Below are 14,541 nucleotides of genomic sequence, written 5' to 3'. Positions count from 1 at the left end.
GTGATGTTATCGTTTATTGACTAAGCAAGCCAATAATGGCAAGGCCGAAGATAATGATCCAAATAATAATGGATTTTCCTTCAGGTTTTTTTGTGTGCCGAAGCTGCTGTTTTAAATAGTACCATTCCTCTTTATAGCTGGAAATAATCTTCTTTCCCTTTGATTCAGACAAGCTTCCAATGATTAGACCAGTTAGAAAGCCAAAAATATGGGCAACAATATTTATGTTTGGCTGTAAAAATGTCATGATTAAACTAAGAACAGCGATGGTAGTAATAATTTGTGCATTACTTTGAGAAATGATATCTTTTCGAAAAACGACTAGACTAATATAATAGCCAAATAAGCCGAAAATTGCCCCACTAGAACCTAAATGTACATAAGTAAGAGGTTCAATCAGGAGTGTTATAATATTTGCTGCAATACCGGTAATTAAGTAAATAAAGAGAAATTTAAATTTGCCAAGGATTCTTTCTAATGCAGGACCAAATAAAAAAATACTAAAACTGTTAAATAAAAGATGAGCAAATCCTCCGTGAATAAATATAGGAGTAATTAATCGCCACCATTCCCCTTCTACAATATATAGATTGACACCTATCATTAAATCTAACAGATGTTTGTTTGGGAAGATGGGCAAATTTGTTAACAAAAATAGGACTAGGTGAATGAGCAGGATTGCAGATACGACTGGATAATACGAAATATACTCTCTAAAGTTTTCTCTTCTGGTAAACAACCGTATTTGATACCTCCTAATAAAGCTTCTTTCTACAATAATAGCCAAACAATAGGAAAAGATACAATATATTATGCGTATAAATAATGGAATAGAAGGAGTTGTCTTATGATAAAAGGGACAGGAATAGATATTACGGAAATAGAAAGAATAGAAACTTTGATGCAAAGAAAGCCGAATTTTGCAAAGCGGATACTTACCGATATGGAAATGGAAAGATATGAGCTGCTGTCAGGTCATCGTAGAAGTGAGTTTCTAGCAGGGAGATTCGCAGCGAAAGAAGCTTTTTCAAAAGCATTAGGAACAGGGATAGGAGGAAGCCTAAGTTTTTTAGATGTGGAGATTAGCTATGATCCCCATGGAAAGCCATGCATTTTAAAGCCATTTTCTCAAGGTGTTCATTTATCTATTACCCATAGTAAACAATATGCCTTCGCACAAGTAATTATTGAAGAATAAGGAAAAGAGGTGTTTCGCCTTTTTCCTTTTTTTTATGAAAAGTTTATTGATTCCCACTAGATTGTCATTTCCATAAACGAAATGACAATGAAAAGAGATATTATTCCAAGTAGCATATTCCCGAAGGTTGTCTCATATATTCATAGAGAAATAGGAGAGACAAGTATGGGTTTTCGGTTTCTAATAGAAAATTCACAAGGATAAGGGTATGGAATTTTTTAATAGAAATGCTGTTTGCTTATTTTTCTCTCTTTCTACGTGAAATGAAAATAGGGGAGTTGAAAAAATGAACAAGAAGATTTGGTTGCTATTTGTAGGGCTAACGGTCATGCTTTTGTTAACTGCCTGTGGAACAAAATCGAAAGAAGATGTTCTGACTGATTTAAAAGAAAAGGTCGAGACAAAGGGGTATAAAGCAGACGCCGAAATGACTCTCAAAATGGGGACAGAGCCGCAAACATACGAAGTGGAAGTCTGGCATAAGGACCCAGATTTTTATCGAGTAAATCTAAAGAATTCGGCAAAGAATCAGAGTCAAATGATCTTAAAAAATGAAGAAGGTGTGTATGTTTTAACTCCGGCTTTAAACAAAAGCTTTAAGTTTCAAAGCGAGTGGCCAGAAAATAGTAGTCAGGCATATCTCTATGAGTCTTTAGTAAAAGATATTGAAGAAGATAAAGATGTGAAATTTTCTGCTACAGATAAGTATTATGTATTTGAAACGAAAACACGCTATCAGAATAACAAAATGCTTCCAACACAGGAAATTGCTTTTAGTAAAAAAGATCTTTCTCCTGTGAGTGTGAAGGTTAAGGATGTAGAGGGAGTAGCGCTTGTTACGGTTAAGTTCTCGAATGTAAAGTTTGACGTTTCCTTTGATAAAAAGGATTTTGATTTACAAAAAAGTATGACAGCAGCTAAGATGGTAATCCCGGTAATGGGAGAAATAGAAGATAAAGAATTTGCTGTGAAATATCCTGAAGAGCCGTTAGAAGGAGTTAGCTTGGTAGAAGAAAAGAAAATGGCTACGGAAAACGGAAATCGTGTTATTTTAACCTACGATGGGGTAGTGTCCTATACCATTATTCAGGAAAAAGCAGAGGTAGCACCAGCTACAGCAGGACCAATTGTTAGTAAGGGAGATCCAGTGGATTTAGGCTTTACTATTGGGGAAGTTACGGATTCAAAAGTATCATGGACGTTTGAAGGCGTTGATTATACAATTGCATCAAGTGACCTAACTCGAGATGAATTAGTTACCGTTGCGCGCTCCGTTCAAGGAGAAGCGATTAAATAAACAATTTTGAGCAGCTTCTATAATAGAAGCTGTTTTTTTGATGTATAAATGAAACAATACATACAAACATATAAGGATTGGAATTGACAAGCGATAAAAACAGTAGAATAATTTAGGATACAAGTTTGTTATTTCATGAAGGACGTGTGAGGATTTTGATTCAAGAAGATACCTTTTATCGAGATACATGGGTGGAAATTGATCTTGATGCGATTGCATATAATGTTAGGGAATTAAGAAAAAGAGTACATGCTGATAATAAAATAATAGCAGTAGTGAAAGCAAATGGATATGGTCATGGGGCTCTGCAAATTTCCAAAGAAGCATTGCTGTCAGGTGCAGACTGTTTAGCTGTTGCCTTTTTAGATGAAGCGATTCATTTAAGAAAAAATGGTATTACTGCACCCATACTTGTTCTTGGAGCAAGCAGACCGCGCGATGTAGCGATAGCTATAAAATATAAGGTGACTTTAACGGTTTATCATATCGATTGGTTGGAAGATGCTATCCAATTTTTAAATAAAGATGCGCACGTGGCGATTCATTTAAAATTAGATACAGGCATGGGTAGAATTGGGCTGAGAAAGGAACAAGAGATTCAGCAGGTGGAAGAGTTGCTGGCAAATCATCCGAATATTGTGGTGGAAGGAGTTTTCACTCATTTCGCAACAGCAGATGAAAAAAATTCTATTTACTTTGAGAAACAAATCCAGCGTTTTAAGGAACTACTTGCTGCATTTTCAAAGCTGCCAGCAATCGTTCATTGTAGTAATAGTGCCGCGAGTCTTTTGTATCCTGATTTACAATACAATGCTATTCGTATGGGGATTTCCATGTATGGATTGACGCCATCTCTTGAGATTGAGTCTGATTTGCCTTATTCCTTAAAAGAAGCTTTTTCCTTGCGCACAAAATTGGTCCAAGTGAAAAAATTAAACAAGGGCGATAGGGTAAGCTATGGTGCCACATATGAGGCAGAAAAAGAGGAATGGATTGGTACTTTGCCGATTGGCTATGCAGACGGGTGGTTGCGGAAATTGCAAGGTCAAGAGGTTCTCGTAGAAGGAAAGAGAGTGCCGATTGTCGGGAGAATTTGTATGGATCAATGTATGGTAAGGCTTCCGTACTATTTAGAACCAGGTACGCAAATAACGTTAATTGGGAAGCAAAAGGATGAAGAAATCTCTGTTAATGAAATTGCTACTAAATTAGACACAATCAATTATGAGGTCACATGTATGATTTCCGCAAGAGTCCCCCGTATATATAAAAAAAATGGTGTTTTTGAAGAAACGGTAAATCCCTTAATTAGTGAGATGGAGTAACGGATTATAACTGAAAAGTATAGCAGGATTTATTTTTGGCGAGAATTGTAAAAGAATAATTCAACATTGGGCTGAAAATAAAAGTAATGGATGATCAAAGAAATGAATACATTAATTATGGTCACATATACCAGCTAGAAATAATAATAGATGAAAAATATGGTAAATCCCCTCTTTGTTTTGAGAATATTTTTCGCTTTTTCCATTCTTTGATGCATAAAAGGGATAATTTTTGGTGGATAATACAGTAGAATTGCTGAATGGACTTTGCAGAAACAGTTATTAGTGGTATGATTAAAAAAAGCAGAGCTAAAAATGGTGTGTAGTGATGGTGGAGGTGTATCTTTGTGTCTGAATCCAGCGCAACGACAGAGATCATGATAAAATTACCAAAGCATTTGTTAACTGAATTGGACGGCTTCGTTAAGCAGGAAAATGTAAATCGTAGTGAATTTATTTATCAAGCAACGAAAATGTATCTTCGCGAACGTAAAAAGAGACATATCCGCGAATCGATGAGACGAGGATATATGGAGATGGCTAAATTAAATTTATCCATTGCATCAGAAAGCTTTCTCGCAGAATACGAGGCAGAGCATACAGTAGAACGTCTTGTAAGCGGAGGGTAATCCTTTGATTGTCAAACGTGGTGACGTTTATTTTGCAGACCTATCCCCAGTTGTTGGTTCAGAGCAAGGCGGCGTCCGTCCTGTACTTGTCATTCAAAACGACATCGGGAATCGGTTCAGTCCCACAGTCATTATTGCAGCAATTACAGCTCAAATTCAAAAGGCTAAATTGCCGACTCATGTGGAAATTGATGCGAAGCGATATGGTTTTGAAAGAGATTCAGTAATTCTTTTAGAACAAATTCGTACGATAGATAAACAGAGGCTAACGGACAAAATTACTCATCTCGATGAGGAAATGATGGAAAAAGTCGATGAAGCTCTACAGATTAGTTTAGGTCTCATTGAATTTTAATGATAGAATGCGCTCGTTTGGAGCGCTTTTTTTTATAGCGTTTTTTGTTCTGTTATGTATAAGAATGTAACCCCCTTCGTATTGTAGGAGGTTATTTTTTTATTGGAAAGGAAGCGTAATTCTCTAAAAGGATAAAATATTTCTTAATTAAAGGTTTTAAATATAATCAGATAGGGAATATAGAAAAGTCAAAACCTATATACATATAGGATTAGTTAATTATCAAGCGAAAAATAATGCCCAAAAATACGAGGCCACTGAAAAAGTGAATTACCTGGTGAATCGGTAGTTACCAAACCTTTCTAACTTAGTGTAGGTTTTTGTTTTCCGAGGCTTACCGCTCGCTTTCCACGGGGCGAGCGCCGAGCCGCTTCGTCGCTACGCTCCTGCAGGGTCTCGGACTTTCTCGCATCTCCCGTAGGAGTCGAGCGGACGCCTCTCCAAACCAACTTATTATTCGCTTTCAAATAAATAAAACCTCATTTTATTTGGAGAACTAGACTTTTCAGTGCCCTCAAAAATACCGCTTGTTTTTTCAATATATAAGTTTTTGAAAATAGAAAGTATCTCTTTATGTGATAAAATGGAGGAAAGCTGTTTTAAAAACATCGAGCAATCAAATCAATGGAAATGAGCATACAGGATATTTATCTTTCGATGAAAGATAGTTTTATTTTGTTTGGCAAAATTGTATAAAAGAAATGCTTGTTTTGGATTGGTTTTCGTCCATTTAGTTGAACTAAAAAAGAAAAGGAAGTACGTAAAAATATATTAAATGAAAGTTGGTTGGTTTTGGGTGAATAGAGTGAGAATACCAATATTAAAACTGTATGACTATTTGCTAGTATCCATTCAGTGGGAATTAGATGACCAAACAGCCCTTCAGTTTCAAGAGGATTTATTAAATAAAATCCATGAAACGAGTGCAAGTGGAGTAGTGATTGACTTAACATCCATTGATTTTATAGACTCATTTATTGCCAAAGTATTAGGTGATGTTATCGGTATGTCGAAGCTAATGGGGGCTAAGGTGGTACTGACAGGGATTCAGCCTGCTGTTGCCATCACCTTAGTAGAGCTAGGTATCAGTTTGAACGATGTTTTAACTGCCTTAGATCTAGAAAAAGGTTTGGAGAAATTACAACAGGAATTGGAGGATTGACCTATGGGAGACCAATCCTGTGTAAAAATCGTAAATGAATGGGACATCGTTGCAGCTCGGCAATTAGGTAGAAATATTGCAAGAGAGCTTGGCTTCGGTATTGTAGATCAAGCTCGTATTACTACTGCGATTAGTGAACTTGCAAGAAATATCTATTTATATGCTGGACAAGGGCAAATTTGTATAGAGAAGCTTTTTGATAATGGGAAAGCGGGCTTGAAGCTAATTGCTAAAGACAGTGGTCCTGGAATAAAAGATATAAGACAAGTAATGCAAGATGGTTTTTCTACCTCGGGTGGGTTAGGTGCTGGATTACCAGGAGTAAAACGGTTGATGGATGCGTTTGATATCAAAACCTCTATAGGCGAGGGGACAGAAATTCAGGCAGTGAAGTGGCTAAGATAAGGGGGAGAGAGATAATGGATTTCCGAGAAATGATGGAATCTAAGTATCGAGATCTTCTTGTGAACTATATTAAAGATGAATCTGAACAAGCGCTTTATCAAGGGCAAAAGTTTAGTAGGAAATCGATTGAACAAAAAATATCACCAGAAGATATAATCAGTTTACATAAATCTATTTTAGTGGATTTATATCCGGATATGCCTGAATATGTAACGAAATCTTTTGATATTCTTTTAGAGGTTATGATAGGCTATGGATTTGCTTATAGAGAACATCAAAGTCTTCGCCATGTTCAGCAAGAATTAAGAAGTGAGATGGAAATCGCTGCAAATGTCCAACAAACATTATTAAGTACAGATATTCCAAAAGCAGAAGGGTTGGATATTGGCGCAATCAGTGTTCCGGCAAAAATGATGAATGGAGATTATTATCACTTCGTTCATGATGATGATCAAATCATTAATATTGCCATCGCGGATGTAATTGGAAAAGGAATTCCTGCTGCTATGTGCATGTCGATGATTAAGTATGCAATGGACAGTCTCCCAGAAAATAGGAATAAACCAAGCAATGTATTAGAAAATTTAAATAGGGTAGTAGAGCAGAATGTAGATCCTAGTATGTTCATTACGATGTTTTACGGAGCATATGATACATTGTCGCATGTATTTCACTATGCATCGGCTGGTCATGAACCAGGTCTTTATTATCAAGCGAAAACAAAACAGTTTAGTGAGCTTAAAACAAAGGGCTTATTACTAGGTGTAGATAAAAAGACAAAATATCAACAATTTGAAAAGGAAATTTATCCAGGTGATATGATTGTTTTAATGTCAGATGGAGTAACAGAAAGCAGAACGAAAGAAGGCTTTATTGATAAAGAAATTCTTCTAGGATACATAAGAAAGCATATGCATTTAGATGCACAAGATATTGTCAAAAATGTTTATATGGAATTAGAAAAAATTCAAGAATTTCATTTGCGTGATGATTTTACTTTAATTATTTTAAAAAGAAAAGTTTAACTCCGTAAACGATGGGGTAAAAGACAATATCGTAATCATGTAAAGGTGGGTCGGGATGAATATCATAATAGATGTAAAGGAAAAAGAATTGGATGTAGAAGTTAAAGTTTCTGGTGAAATAGATGCGTATACAGCTCCGAAATTAAGAGAGCGTATTTATTCCTTTTCTGAAAAAGAAGGAATAAAAATGGTAATAGATTTATCAGATGTTAACTATATGGACAGTACTGGTTTAGGCGTGTTTGTGGGGATATTTAAGAATGTCCGAGCAAACAATGGTGAATTCAAGTTGATTGGTCTATCTAGTCGTTTAATCAGGCTATTTGAAATAACTGGATTGGCAGATATTATAGACATAAATAGTAAGATAGAAGGTGGAATCAAATGAGTCATTTTGAGTACATCGAAATGAAAATCCCTTCTAAACCAGAGTATGTTGGCATTATTCGCTTAACACTATCTGGGATTGCAAGCAGAATGGGCTTTAGCTATGACGAAATTGAAGATTTAAAGATAGCTACTAGTGAAGCATGTACAAATGCTGTGCAACATGCGTATAAGAATAAGGACGCAGGAGATGTTTTGATTGGGTTTCGATTATATAATGATCGACTAGAGGTTATTGTCGCCGATAATGGAAAGAGTTTTGACTTTCATTCTACGACCAAAGATTTAGGTCCGTATGAACAGGATGAGTCAGTAGAATTTCTTCGTGAAGGGGGACTTGGCCTATACTTAATCGAAACATTAATGGATGAAGTAAAGATTCACCATAATAACGGGGTAACTGTTTTCATGACTAAATACCTCGAAGGAGAGCAGGTGGAGAGGGATGCAGAAACAATCTCAACCTAATCGCCATTTATCAAAGGAAGAAGTAAATGAATTAATTAAAGAATTTCAACTGACGCAAAATGAGAAAGCCCAGGAAGCACTTGTCTTAAATTATCGTGATTTAGTAGAAATGCTGGCAAGGAAATATTCTAAAGGGAAAATGTTTCACGAAGATATCGCACAAGTAGGGATTATTGGATTAATAGGAGCCATTCAACGTTATGATGAAAGCTTCGGCAAGAGTTTTGAGGCCTTTGCTGTACCAACTATAATTGGCGAAATTAAACGGTTTTTAAGAGATAAAACGTGGAGTGTTCATGTACCAAGGCGTATTAAAGAGCTTGGACCTAAAATAAAGAAAACGGTAGAACAGCTTACTACCGATTTACAGCGTTCTCCAAAGGTAAATGAAATTGCTGATTATCTAGAGGTATCCGAGGAAGAAGTGCTAGAAGCGATGGAGATGGGCAGAAGCTATCAGGCTTTATCTGTTGACCATTCGATTGAGGCAGATTCAGAAGGGGGAACCGTTACTCTCTTAGATATTGTGGGGGATGTAGATCAAGGATTTGAAAAAGTAAATCAAAAACTAGTGCTAGAAAAAGTGTTGCATGTATTAACGGAGCGAGAAAAAAGTATTATTCAATATACATATTTGGATAATCTTAGTCAGAAGGAAGCTGGAGAAAAGCTCGGGATATCTCAAATGCATGTTTCTAGGCTTCAAAGAAGAGCGATAAAAAAGCTCCAAGAAGCAATACAGGCAGAGTCCAATAATTCGGAGTTTATCTTATGAATGAATTGAAAGATAATAATGTCCATGTACTTGCCTATCAGACTAGCAAGAAAGGGAAAACCCTTTGTGGAGATAGTTTTTTTTATACATCAACGGATGAATACTTTGTTTGTGTATTAGCAGATGGTCTTGGAAGTGGCGAATACGCAAATGAAGCATCCGTTGCAGTTACCGAGATGATTAAAGAAAATCATGCGAAATCTGTTGAGGAATTAATGGAACTATCTAACAATGTTCTTATAAAGAAAAGAGGAGCGGCAGTCTGTGTTTTCAAAATTAACTATGCTACCAAGACAGTTGTTTATAGCTGTGTAGGTAATATTCGATTCTTTCTTTATTCTCCTTCAGGCAAATTGACTTATCCACTCCCAGTAACGGGTTACTTATCAGGAAGACCTCAACATTATCATACGCAACGTTTTACCTTTGAAAATCATGCGAAATTCCTTGTTTTTTCCGATGGATTTAATATTCAAGGAATAAAAAATTTGCTAAAAGGATATTTGCCTATTAGCTCCATAGCAGATAGTATTGTTGGAAAATATAATAATTCAGATGATGATTCTACTTTTATATTGGGAAGCTTGCTTTAAAGTAAGCTTTTTTTGCTGTTTTATTATATTTTTTTCTGTCGGTTATATCAACAAGCTTTTGAAAGTAGCTCTCTTTATTTATTTTTTTTTGTCGTTTTTATCAACAAGCTTTATGAAAGTAGCTCTCTTTATTTATGAAATAGATACTTGCTTGATAGCTATTAAGAATTGCCAAAGGAAGAAGGCAAATTCCTTTCTATTGATAATAGGCTTTCATAGGACCTTTTGATAAAATAGAATTAGGTAAAAATTGAAGGACTAACTTTTAGTGTGGAAAGAGAATGGATATAATATTTTTTTAGTGATTGCTCGATGGATTAGAAAGGATCGTGAGTTGTGTGGAGAAAGTTTTGGAACAGGAAAAAGGGCAGGATTATTTAGCTATTATTGCAAAAGAACAGAATGTATCGATTAAACAGGTGAAAAGTGTTATTGCGCTAATAGAAGATGGGAATACAGTTCCTTTTATTGCTCGATACAGAAAAGAACAAACAGGAGCACTAGATGAAGTGCAGATTAAGGATATTATCGATCGCTATACATATATTCAAAACCTAGCTCAAAGAAAAGAAGAAGTTATACGTTTAATCGAAGAGCAAGGCAAGCTGACAGAAGAATTGCAAAATAATATTATGAAGGCAATCAAGCTCCAGGAAGTAGAAGATTTATATCGTCCATATAAACAAAAACGCCGTACGAAAGCTACTATTGCGAAAGAAAAAGGATTAGAACCTTTTGCGGACTGGTTATTAAGTCTGACAAAGGAAAAATCGTTGGATGAGGAAGCCTGTAAATATATATCCGAAGAAAAAGAAGTATTAACAATTGAAGATGTGATCAATGGTGCGAAAGATATTTTAGCAGAGCGCATATCAGATGATGCAGAGAGTAGAAAGTGGATTAGAAACAAGACGATGCTTACTGGGAAAGTTCAAACTAGCTCTAAAAAGTTAGAGAAGGACGAAAAAAATATTTATGAAATGTATTATGAATATGAAGAGCCAGTAAATAAAATTGTTCCTCATCGTACACTAGCTGTAAATCGAGGAGAAAAAGAAGATATCTTAAAAGTAGCTATCAGTGCACCAACAGATGTAATAATAGAATACTTAGAGAAAAAGTGGATAAAAAATGAGTATTCTCCTGCAACAGTAATTATGAAAGAAGCAATAGAAGATGGTTATAAACGTCTTATTCAGCCGTCTATTGAGAGGGAAATAAGAAATGAGTTAACAGAAAAGGCTGAGGAGCAGGCAATACATATTTTCTCGGAAAATCTTAGAAATCTATTATTACAGCCACCCCTTAAAGGGAAAATGGTTCTCGGAGTGGACCCAGCTTATCGGACAGGCTGTAAATTAGCTGTAGTCGATGAAACGGGGAAAGTATTAGAAATAGGAGTAATTTATCCCCATCCACCAGTGTCCAAAAGAGCAGATGCAGCTGCAAAGTTTCAAAGCATTCTTGATCGCTATCATATTGAAATGGTTGCAGTGGGGAATGGTACTGCTTCGAGAGAAACAGAACAATTTGTTGCTGAGATGCTAAATAAGCAGAATAAAGAGATTTATTATTTAATCGTAAATGAAGCTGGAGCTAGTGTTTATTCAGCTTCCGAAATTGCAAGAGAAGAATTCCCGGATTTTCAAGTGGAAGAAAGAAGCGCAGTGTCTATTGCGAGGAGATTACAAGATCCATTAGCAGAATTAGTGAAAATCGATCCAAAATCTGTAGGTGTTGGTCAATATCAACATGATGTATCACAAAAAAAATTAGCGGAATCATTACATTTTGTTGTAGAAACAGCAGTTAACCAAGTTGGAGTTAATGTAAATACTGCATCGTCTTCTTTACTGCAATATGTTGCTGGCCTTTCCAAGGCTGTTGCTAATAATATCGTAAAAAAACGAGAAGAAGAAGGTAAATTCAGCAATCGCAAACAATTAAAGAAGATACCACGTTTAGGGGCTAAAACATATGAGCAAGCTATCGGCTTTTTGCGCGTATTAGATGGGGAAGAGCCTTTAGATCGAACTGGCATCCACCCTGAACATTACGGTGAAGTAATGAAACTTCTATCTAAATTAGGATTTAAGTCACAAGATATCGGCACTCCTGAATTAAAGGAAGTACTAACAAAAGTTGAAATGAAGGATATTGCACAAGAACTTAATATTGGAGAACTTACATTAAAAGATATTATTGATGCATTGGTTCGTCCATCTCGAGATCCACGGGAAGACCTTCCTGCACCATTATTGCGAAAAGATGTATTAAAACTAGAAGATTTACAAACGGGAATGGAATTACAAGGTACGGTTCGAAATGTAGTCGATTTTGGTGCATTTGTAGATATTGGAGTTAAACAAGATGGTTTAGTTCATATTTCTAAGTTGAGCAATAAGTTTGTTAAGCATCCACTTGATATAGTAAGTGTAGGGGATGTAGTTACTGTTTGGGTAGACAGTGTAGATCAAAATAAAGGAAGAGTTGCGCTTACTATGTTAAGTCCAAAAGACGAGAAATAATAAAGAAGGATCGCCTGTTTTTTAAGCGTGGAAATACAGGTGATCCTAATTTTTAGGAGTAAAGGATTTTTACACATAATCGAGCACTAAAGGATAGCTAACTTGGAGTATTTTTACGGCAATAGTAATACCAGCATTGATTTAATAGCTTTACTTGATAGCTGTTTTTTTCAAAGAAGGCTTTTTTAATTTGGTTTTGTAACCAATTAGGCATTATATTCACTCCTTGTTGTAATCATTAAACTCGGTTAAGAACGAAAAATCGTTCCTTCCACTTTCTTGAAATATCCATCAATAGCGCACTTCTCTCTATAATATAATGGATAAGAAAATGTTTTGATTTGGACGGTGTTATATCATTCGATAAGATTTAGTAAGGTATAAGTTTATTGTATGCTATAATAGTTTGTCTTGTTGAGGAGGGATAAACGGATCAATGACAAATGAAGAATTACAAAGATTAGTTGAGGATATTTCTTGGAAGTATTTTGAAAGAAAGTTTGAACATGAAGCATCTTTTAATCTTAGATTAAGAACTACTGGGGGAAGGTATTTATTAAACACTCATAATATTGAAATTAATAAAACGTATTATGAGGTATTGGGATTAGAGGAGTTAATAGGTATTATTAAGCATGAATTATGTCATTATCATCTTCATTTATTAAACAGAGGATATCAACATAAGGATGCTGATTTTAAGACGCTTCTTAAAAGAGTAGGTGGTCCTAGGTTTTGTTCTTCTCTACCAGCTGAAAGGAAGAAAGGGTAATCGAAGAGAGTTCTTATTTATTCTTGTGTTTCATGTCAACAAAAATATACTAGGAAAAAAAGAATGGACATAAGAAAGTATGTTTGTGGAAAATGTAGAGGAAGATTAAAATTAGAAGAAATAATTAGTGTTGATAAGTGATTTTCAATGAGGAATTTTATTTTCGAAAAAAGTTTTGAAAGGTGCTTGACTTATTATTTATATGTCCTTATAATGTAAAGAGTCGACAAGAGAGCAACTTGTTAATGCAACTGCTGGCAACTGTCTCGTTAGATAGTTGGACAAGTCGATGGATATTATTCCGCAGTAGCTCAGTGGTAGAGCATTCGGCTGTTAACCGAACGGTCGTAGGTTCGAGTCCTACCTGCGGAGCCATTTTGGGGAAGTACTCAAGAGGCTGAAGAGGCGCCCCTGCTAAGGGTGTAGGTCGCGTAAGCGGCGCGAGGGTTCAAATCCCTCCTTCTCCGCCAGAAAGCAATTTAAAGTTATGGCCCGTTGGTCAAGCGGTTAAGACACCGCCCTTTCACGGCGGTAACACGGGTTCGAATCCCGTACGGGTCATTTGTTATTTGTAATTTTGAAAGTTTGGTCCGGTAGTTCAGTTGGTTAGAATGCCTGCCTGTCACGCAGGAGGTCGCGGGTTCGAGTCCCGTCCGGACCGCCATTTAAATTTTTATTATTGGGCTATAGCCAAGCGGTAAGGCAACGGACTTTGACTCCGTCACTCGTTGGTTCGAATCCAGCTAGCCCAGCCACGAGCCATTAGCTCAGTCGGTAGAGCATCTGACTTTTAATCAGAGGGTCGGAGGTTCGAATCCTCCATGGCTCACCATTATATATATTAGAATAAGCGGGTGTGGCGGAATTGGCAGACGCACTAGACTTAGGATCTAGCGCCGCAAGGCGTGGGGGTTCGACTCCCTTCACCCGCACCATCTAATAAACGAAAAAGATTTATGAATGTACAATAAATTATCTCTTGTAGTGCGGTCGTGGCGGAATGGCAGACGCGCTAGGTTGAGGGCCTAGTGGGGGCAACCCCGTGGAGGTTCAAGTCCTCTCGGCCGCATCAAAAAAAGTGTTGACAGCCGATAAAATATGTTGTATGATTATAAAGTCGCTTTCGGAAATATGCGCCCGTAGCTCAATTGGATAGAGCGTCTGACTACGGATCAGAAGGTTATGGGTTCGACTCCTTTCGGGCGCGCCATATTCGGGAAGTAGCTCAGCTTGGTAGAGCACTTGGTTTGGGACCAAGGGGTCGCAGGTTCGAATCCTGTCTTCCCGACCATTGATATCAAGCTTGAAAATAAATATCAACCTTATAATGCGGGTGTAGTTTAATGGTAAAACCTCAGCCTTCCAAGCTGATGTCGTGGGTTCGATTCCCATCACCCGCTCCAAATTTTTTTATTGCTCTTTGAAAACTGAACAAACAAACGTCAACAATAATCGTTTTATAACGAATGTTATAGAATGACAACAAGTAATAAAAAGCTAGAGTTTAGCAATGAGCTAATCAACTCTTTATTGGAGAGTTTGATCCTGGCTCAGGACGAACGCTGGCGGCGTGCCTAATACATGCAAGTCGAGCGGACTTTAAAAGCTTGCTTTTAAAGTTA

At 36.5% G+C, this 14,541-nt stretch carries 15 protein-coding genes, 11 tRNA genes, 1 rRNA gene and 1 pseudogene; 26 read left to right on the top strand and 2 right to left on the bottom strand.

Annotated features, from left to right (window positions below; translation table 11 throughout):
- Positions 1 to 13: 13 nt before the first annotated feature.
- Complete coding sequence (locus ACTQ5K_RS06345) at positions 14 to 739, bottom strand: rhomboid family intramembrane serine protease (RefSeq protein ID WP_031536296.1); 726 nt, start codon at positions 737 to 739, stop codon at positions 14 to 16.
- Between the two features lie 108 nt (positions 740 to 847).
- Between ACTQ5K_RS06345 and acpS the strand changes: the two genes are divergently transcribed.
- The 13 genes from acpS to ACTQ5K_RS06280 all read left to right on the top strand — a co-directional run bounded on the left by acpS (position 848) and on the right by ACTQ5K_RS06280 (position 12,147).
- Complete coding sequence (gene acpS, locus ACTQ5K_RS06340) at positions 848 to 1,198, top strand: holo-ACP synthase (RefSeq protein WP_031536297.1); 351 nt, start codon at positions 848 to 850, stop codon at positions 1,196 to 1,198.
- Between the two features lie 286 nt (positions 1,199 to 1,484).
- Complete coding sequence (locus ACTQ5K_RS06335; protein WP_031536298.1) at positions 1,485 to 2,495, top strand: LolA family protein; 1,011 nt, start codon at positions 1,485 to 1,487, stop codon at positions 2,493 to 2,495.
- A 155-nt stretch (positions 2,496 to 2,650) separates the two neighbouring features.
- Complete coding sequence (gene alr, locus ACTQ5K_RS06330; protein ID WP_031536299.1) at positions 2,651 to 3,820, top strand: alanine racemase; 1,170 nt, start codon at positions 2,651 to 2,653, stop codon at positions 3,818 to 3,820.
- A gap of 347 nt (positions 3,821 to 4,167) precedes the next feature.
- The gene (locus ACTQ5K_RS06325) at positions 4,168 to 4,449 is read left to right on the top strand and encodes a CopG family ribbon-helix-helix protein (RefSeq protein WP_016201247.1); all 282 of its coding nucleotides are present in this window, start codon (positions 4,168 to 4,170) and stop codon (positions 4,447 to 4,449) included.
- Positions 4,450 to 4,453: 4 nt separating this feature from the next.
- Positions 4,454 to 4,804, top strand: a complete 351-nt coding sequence (gene ndoA / locus ACTQ5K_RS06320; RefSeq protein ID WP_016201246.1) for a type II toxin-antitoxin system endoribonuclease NdoA — start codon at positions 4,454 to 4,456, stop codon at positions 4,802 to 4,804.
- Between the two features lie 805 nt (positions 4,805 to 5,609).
- Positions 5,610 to 5,966, top strand: a complete 357-nt coding sequence (locus ACTQ5K_RS06315; protein WP_031540168.1) for an STAS domain-containing protein — start codon at positions 5,610 to 5,612, stop codon at positions 5,964 to 5,966.
- Positions 5,967 to 5,969: 3 nt separating this feature from the next.
- Positions 5,970 to 6,371, top strand: coding sequence for an anti-sigma regulatory factor (locus ACTQ5K_RS06310; RefSeq protein WP_031540169.1), 402 nt, complete (start codon positions 5,970 to 5,972; stop codon positions 6,369 to 6,371).
- Positions 6,372 to 6,385: 14 nt separating this feature from the next.
- On the top strand, positions 6,386 to 7,396 hold the full coding sequence (locus ACTQ5K_RS06305) for a PP2C family protein-serine/threonine phosphatase (protein ID WP_031540170.1): 1,011 nt from the start codon (positions 6,386 to 6,388) through the stop codon (positions 7,394 to 7,396).
- Positions 7,397 to 7,451: 55 nt separating this feature from the next.
- On the top strand, positions 7,452 to 7,784 hold the full coding sequence (locus ACTQ5K_RS06300; RefSeq protein WP_031540171.1) for an anti-sigma factor antagonist: 333 nt from the start codon (positions 7,452 to 7,454) through the stop codon (positions 7,782 to 7,784).
- Positions 7,781 to 8,251, top strand: a complete 471-nt coding sequence (rsbW, locus tag ACTQ5K_RS06295) for an anti-sigma B factor RsbW (RefSeq protein WP_031540172.1) — start codon at positions 7,781 to 7,783, stop codon at positions 8,249 to 8,251. Before ACTQ5K_RS06300 ends, rsbW begins: the two co-directional genes overlap by 4 nt.
- Positions 8,229 to 9,026 carry an RNA polymerase sigma factor SigB gene (gene sigB / locus ACTQ5K_RS06290; protein WP_031540173.1) on the top strand — a complete coding sequence of 266 codons (798 nt, stop codon included), beginning with the start codon at positions 8,229 to 8,231 and terminating at the stop codon, positions 9,024 to 9,026. The genes rsbW and sigB overlap by 23 nt, the downstream gene beginning before the upstream one ends.
- A complete protein-coding gene (locus ACTQ5K_RS06285; RefSeq protein WP_031540174.1) occupies positions 9,023 to 9,619 on the top strand; it encodes a PP2C family serine/threonine-protein phosphatase in 597 nt (198 codons plus the stop codon). Before sigB ends, ACTQ5K_RS06285 begins: the two co-directional genes overlap by 4 nt.
- A 338-nt stretch (positions 9,620 to 9,957) precedes the next feature.
- A complete protein-coding gene (locus tag ACTQ5K_RS06280) occupies positions 9,958 to 12,147 on the top strand; it encodes a Tex family protein (protein ID WP_031540175.1) in 2,190 nt (729 codons plus the stop codon).
- 97 nt (positions 12,148 to 12,244) lie between these two features.
- Here the strand turns inward: ACTQ5K_RS06280 and cmpA are convergent, their stop codons facing one another.
- Positions 12,245 to 12,361 (bottom strand): cortex morphogenetic protein CmpA, encoded by a 117-nt coding sequence (gene cmpA, locus ACTQ5K_RS06275; RefSeq protein ID WP_109767903.1) that lies wholly within the window; start codon positions 12,359 to 12,361, stop codon positions 12,245 to 12,247.
- 222 nt (positions 12,362 to 12,583) lie between these two features.
- On the opposite strand from cmpA, the pseudogene ACTQ5K_RS06270 reads away from it, so the two are divergent.
- The 13 genes and pseudogenes from ACTQ5K_RS06270 to ACTQ5K_RS06210 all read left to right on the top strand — a co-directional run.
- Positions 12,584 to 13,060, top strand: a pseudogene (locus tag ACTQ5K_RS06270) (SprT family protein).
- 159 nt (positions 13,061 to 13,219) lie between these two features.
- Positions 13,220 to 13,294, top strand: a tRNA-Asn gene (locus ACTQ5K_RS06265).
- Positions 13,295 to 13,298: 4 nt separating this feature from the next.
- Positions 13,299 to 13,389 (top strand) — tRNA-Ser (locus ACTQ5K_RS06260).
- A 19-nt stretch (positions 13,390 to 13,408) separates the two neighbouring features.
- Positions 13,409 to 13,480, top strand: a tRNA-Glu gene (locus ACTQ5K_RS06255).
- Between the two features lie 26 nt (positions 13,481 to 13,506).
- Positions 13,507 to 13,583: transfer RNA gene (locus ACTQ5K_RS06250), tRNA-Asp, on the top strand.
- A gap of 16 nt (positions 13,584 to 13,599) precedes the next feature.
- Positions 13,600 to 13,674: transfer RNA gene (locus ACTQ5K_RS06245), tRNA-Gln, on the top strand.
- Between the two features lies 1 nt (position 13,675).
- Positions 13,676 to 13,751, top strand: a tRNA-Lys gene (locus ACTQ5K_RS06240).
- Between the two features lie 18 nt (positions 13,752 to 13,769).
- Positions 13,770 to 13,854, top strand: a tRNA-Leu gene (locus ACTQ5K_RS06235).
- Positions 13,855 to 13,905: 51 nt separating this feature from the next.
- A tRNA-Leu gene (locus tag ACTQ5K_RS06230) sits at positions 13,906 to 13,988 on the top strand.
- A gap of 64 nt (positions 13,989 to 14,052) precedes the next feature.
- A tRNA-Arg gene (locus ACTQ5K_RS06225) sits at positions 14,053 to 14,129 on the top strand.
- Between the two features lie 4 nt (positions 14,130 to 14,133).
- Positions 14,134 to 14,210, top strand: a tRNA-Pro gene (locus ACTQ5K_RS06220).
- Positions 14,211 to 14,248: 38 nt separating this feature from the next.
- Positions 14,249 to 14,322: transfer RNA gene (locus ACTQ5K_RS06215), tRNA-Gly, on the top strand.
- 124 nt (positions 14,323 to 14,446) lie between these two features.
- A 16S ribosomal RNA gene (locus ACTQ5K_RS06210) occupies positions 14,447 to 14,541 on the top strand; the annotation flags it as partial.

Origin of the sequence: Niallia sp. Sow4_A1 (assembly GCF_052116745.1) — a bacterium.
Taxonomy (GTDB): domain Bacteria; phylum Bacillota; class Bacilli; order Bacillales; family Cytobacillaceae; genus Niallia; species Niallia hominis.
Note: the sequence above shows the minus strand (reverse complement) of the source record. Positions and strands in the feature narration are given on the sequence as shown.

Excerpts from the sequence above, each read along its gene's own strand:
- acpS (WP_031536297.1), top strand. The coding sequence starts at position 848 with ATGATAAAAGGGACAGGAATAGATATTACGGAAATAGAAAGAATAGAA.
- ACTQ5K_RS06335 (WP_031536298.1), top strand. The coding sequence starts at position 1,485 with ATGAACAAGAAGATTTGGTTGCTATTTGTAGGGCTAACGGTCATGCTT.
- ACTQ5K_RS06310 (WP_031540169.1), top strand. The coding sequence starts at position 5,970 with ATGGGAGACCAATCCTGTGTAAAAATCGTAAATGAATGGGACATCGTT.
- ACTQ5K_RS06305 (WP_031540170.1), top strand. The coding sequence starts at position 6,386 with ATGGATTTCCGAGAAATGATGGAATCTAAGTATCGAGATCTTCTTGTG.
- ACTQ5K_RS06300 (WP_031540171.1), top strand. The coding sequence starts at position 7,452 with ATGAATATCATAATAGATGTAAAGGAAAAAGAATTGGATGTAGAAGTT.
- rsbW (WP_031540172.1), top strand. The coding sequence starts at position 7,781 with ATGAGTCATTTTGAGTACATCGAAATGAAAATCCCTTCTAAACCAGAG.
- sigB (WP_031540173.1), top strand. The coding sequence starts at position 8,229 with ATGCAGAAACAATCTCAACCTAATCGCCATTTATCAAAGGAAGAAGTA.
- ACTQ5K_RS06285 (WP_031540174.1), top strand. The coding sequence starts at position 9,023 with ATGAATGAATTGAAAGATAATAATGTCCATGTACTTGCCTATCAGACT.
- cmpA (WP_109767903.1), bottom strand. The coding sequence starts at position 12,361 with ATGCCTAATTGGTTACAAAACCAAATTAAAAAAGCCTTCTTTGAAAAA.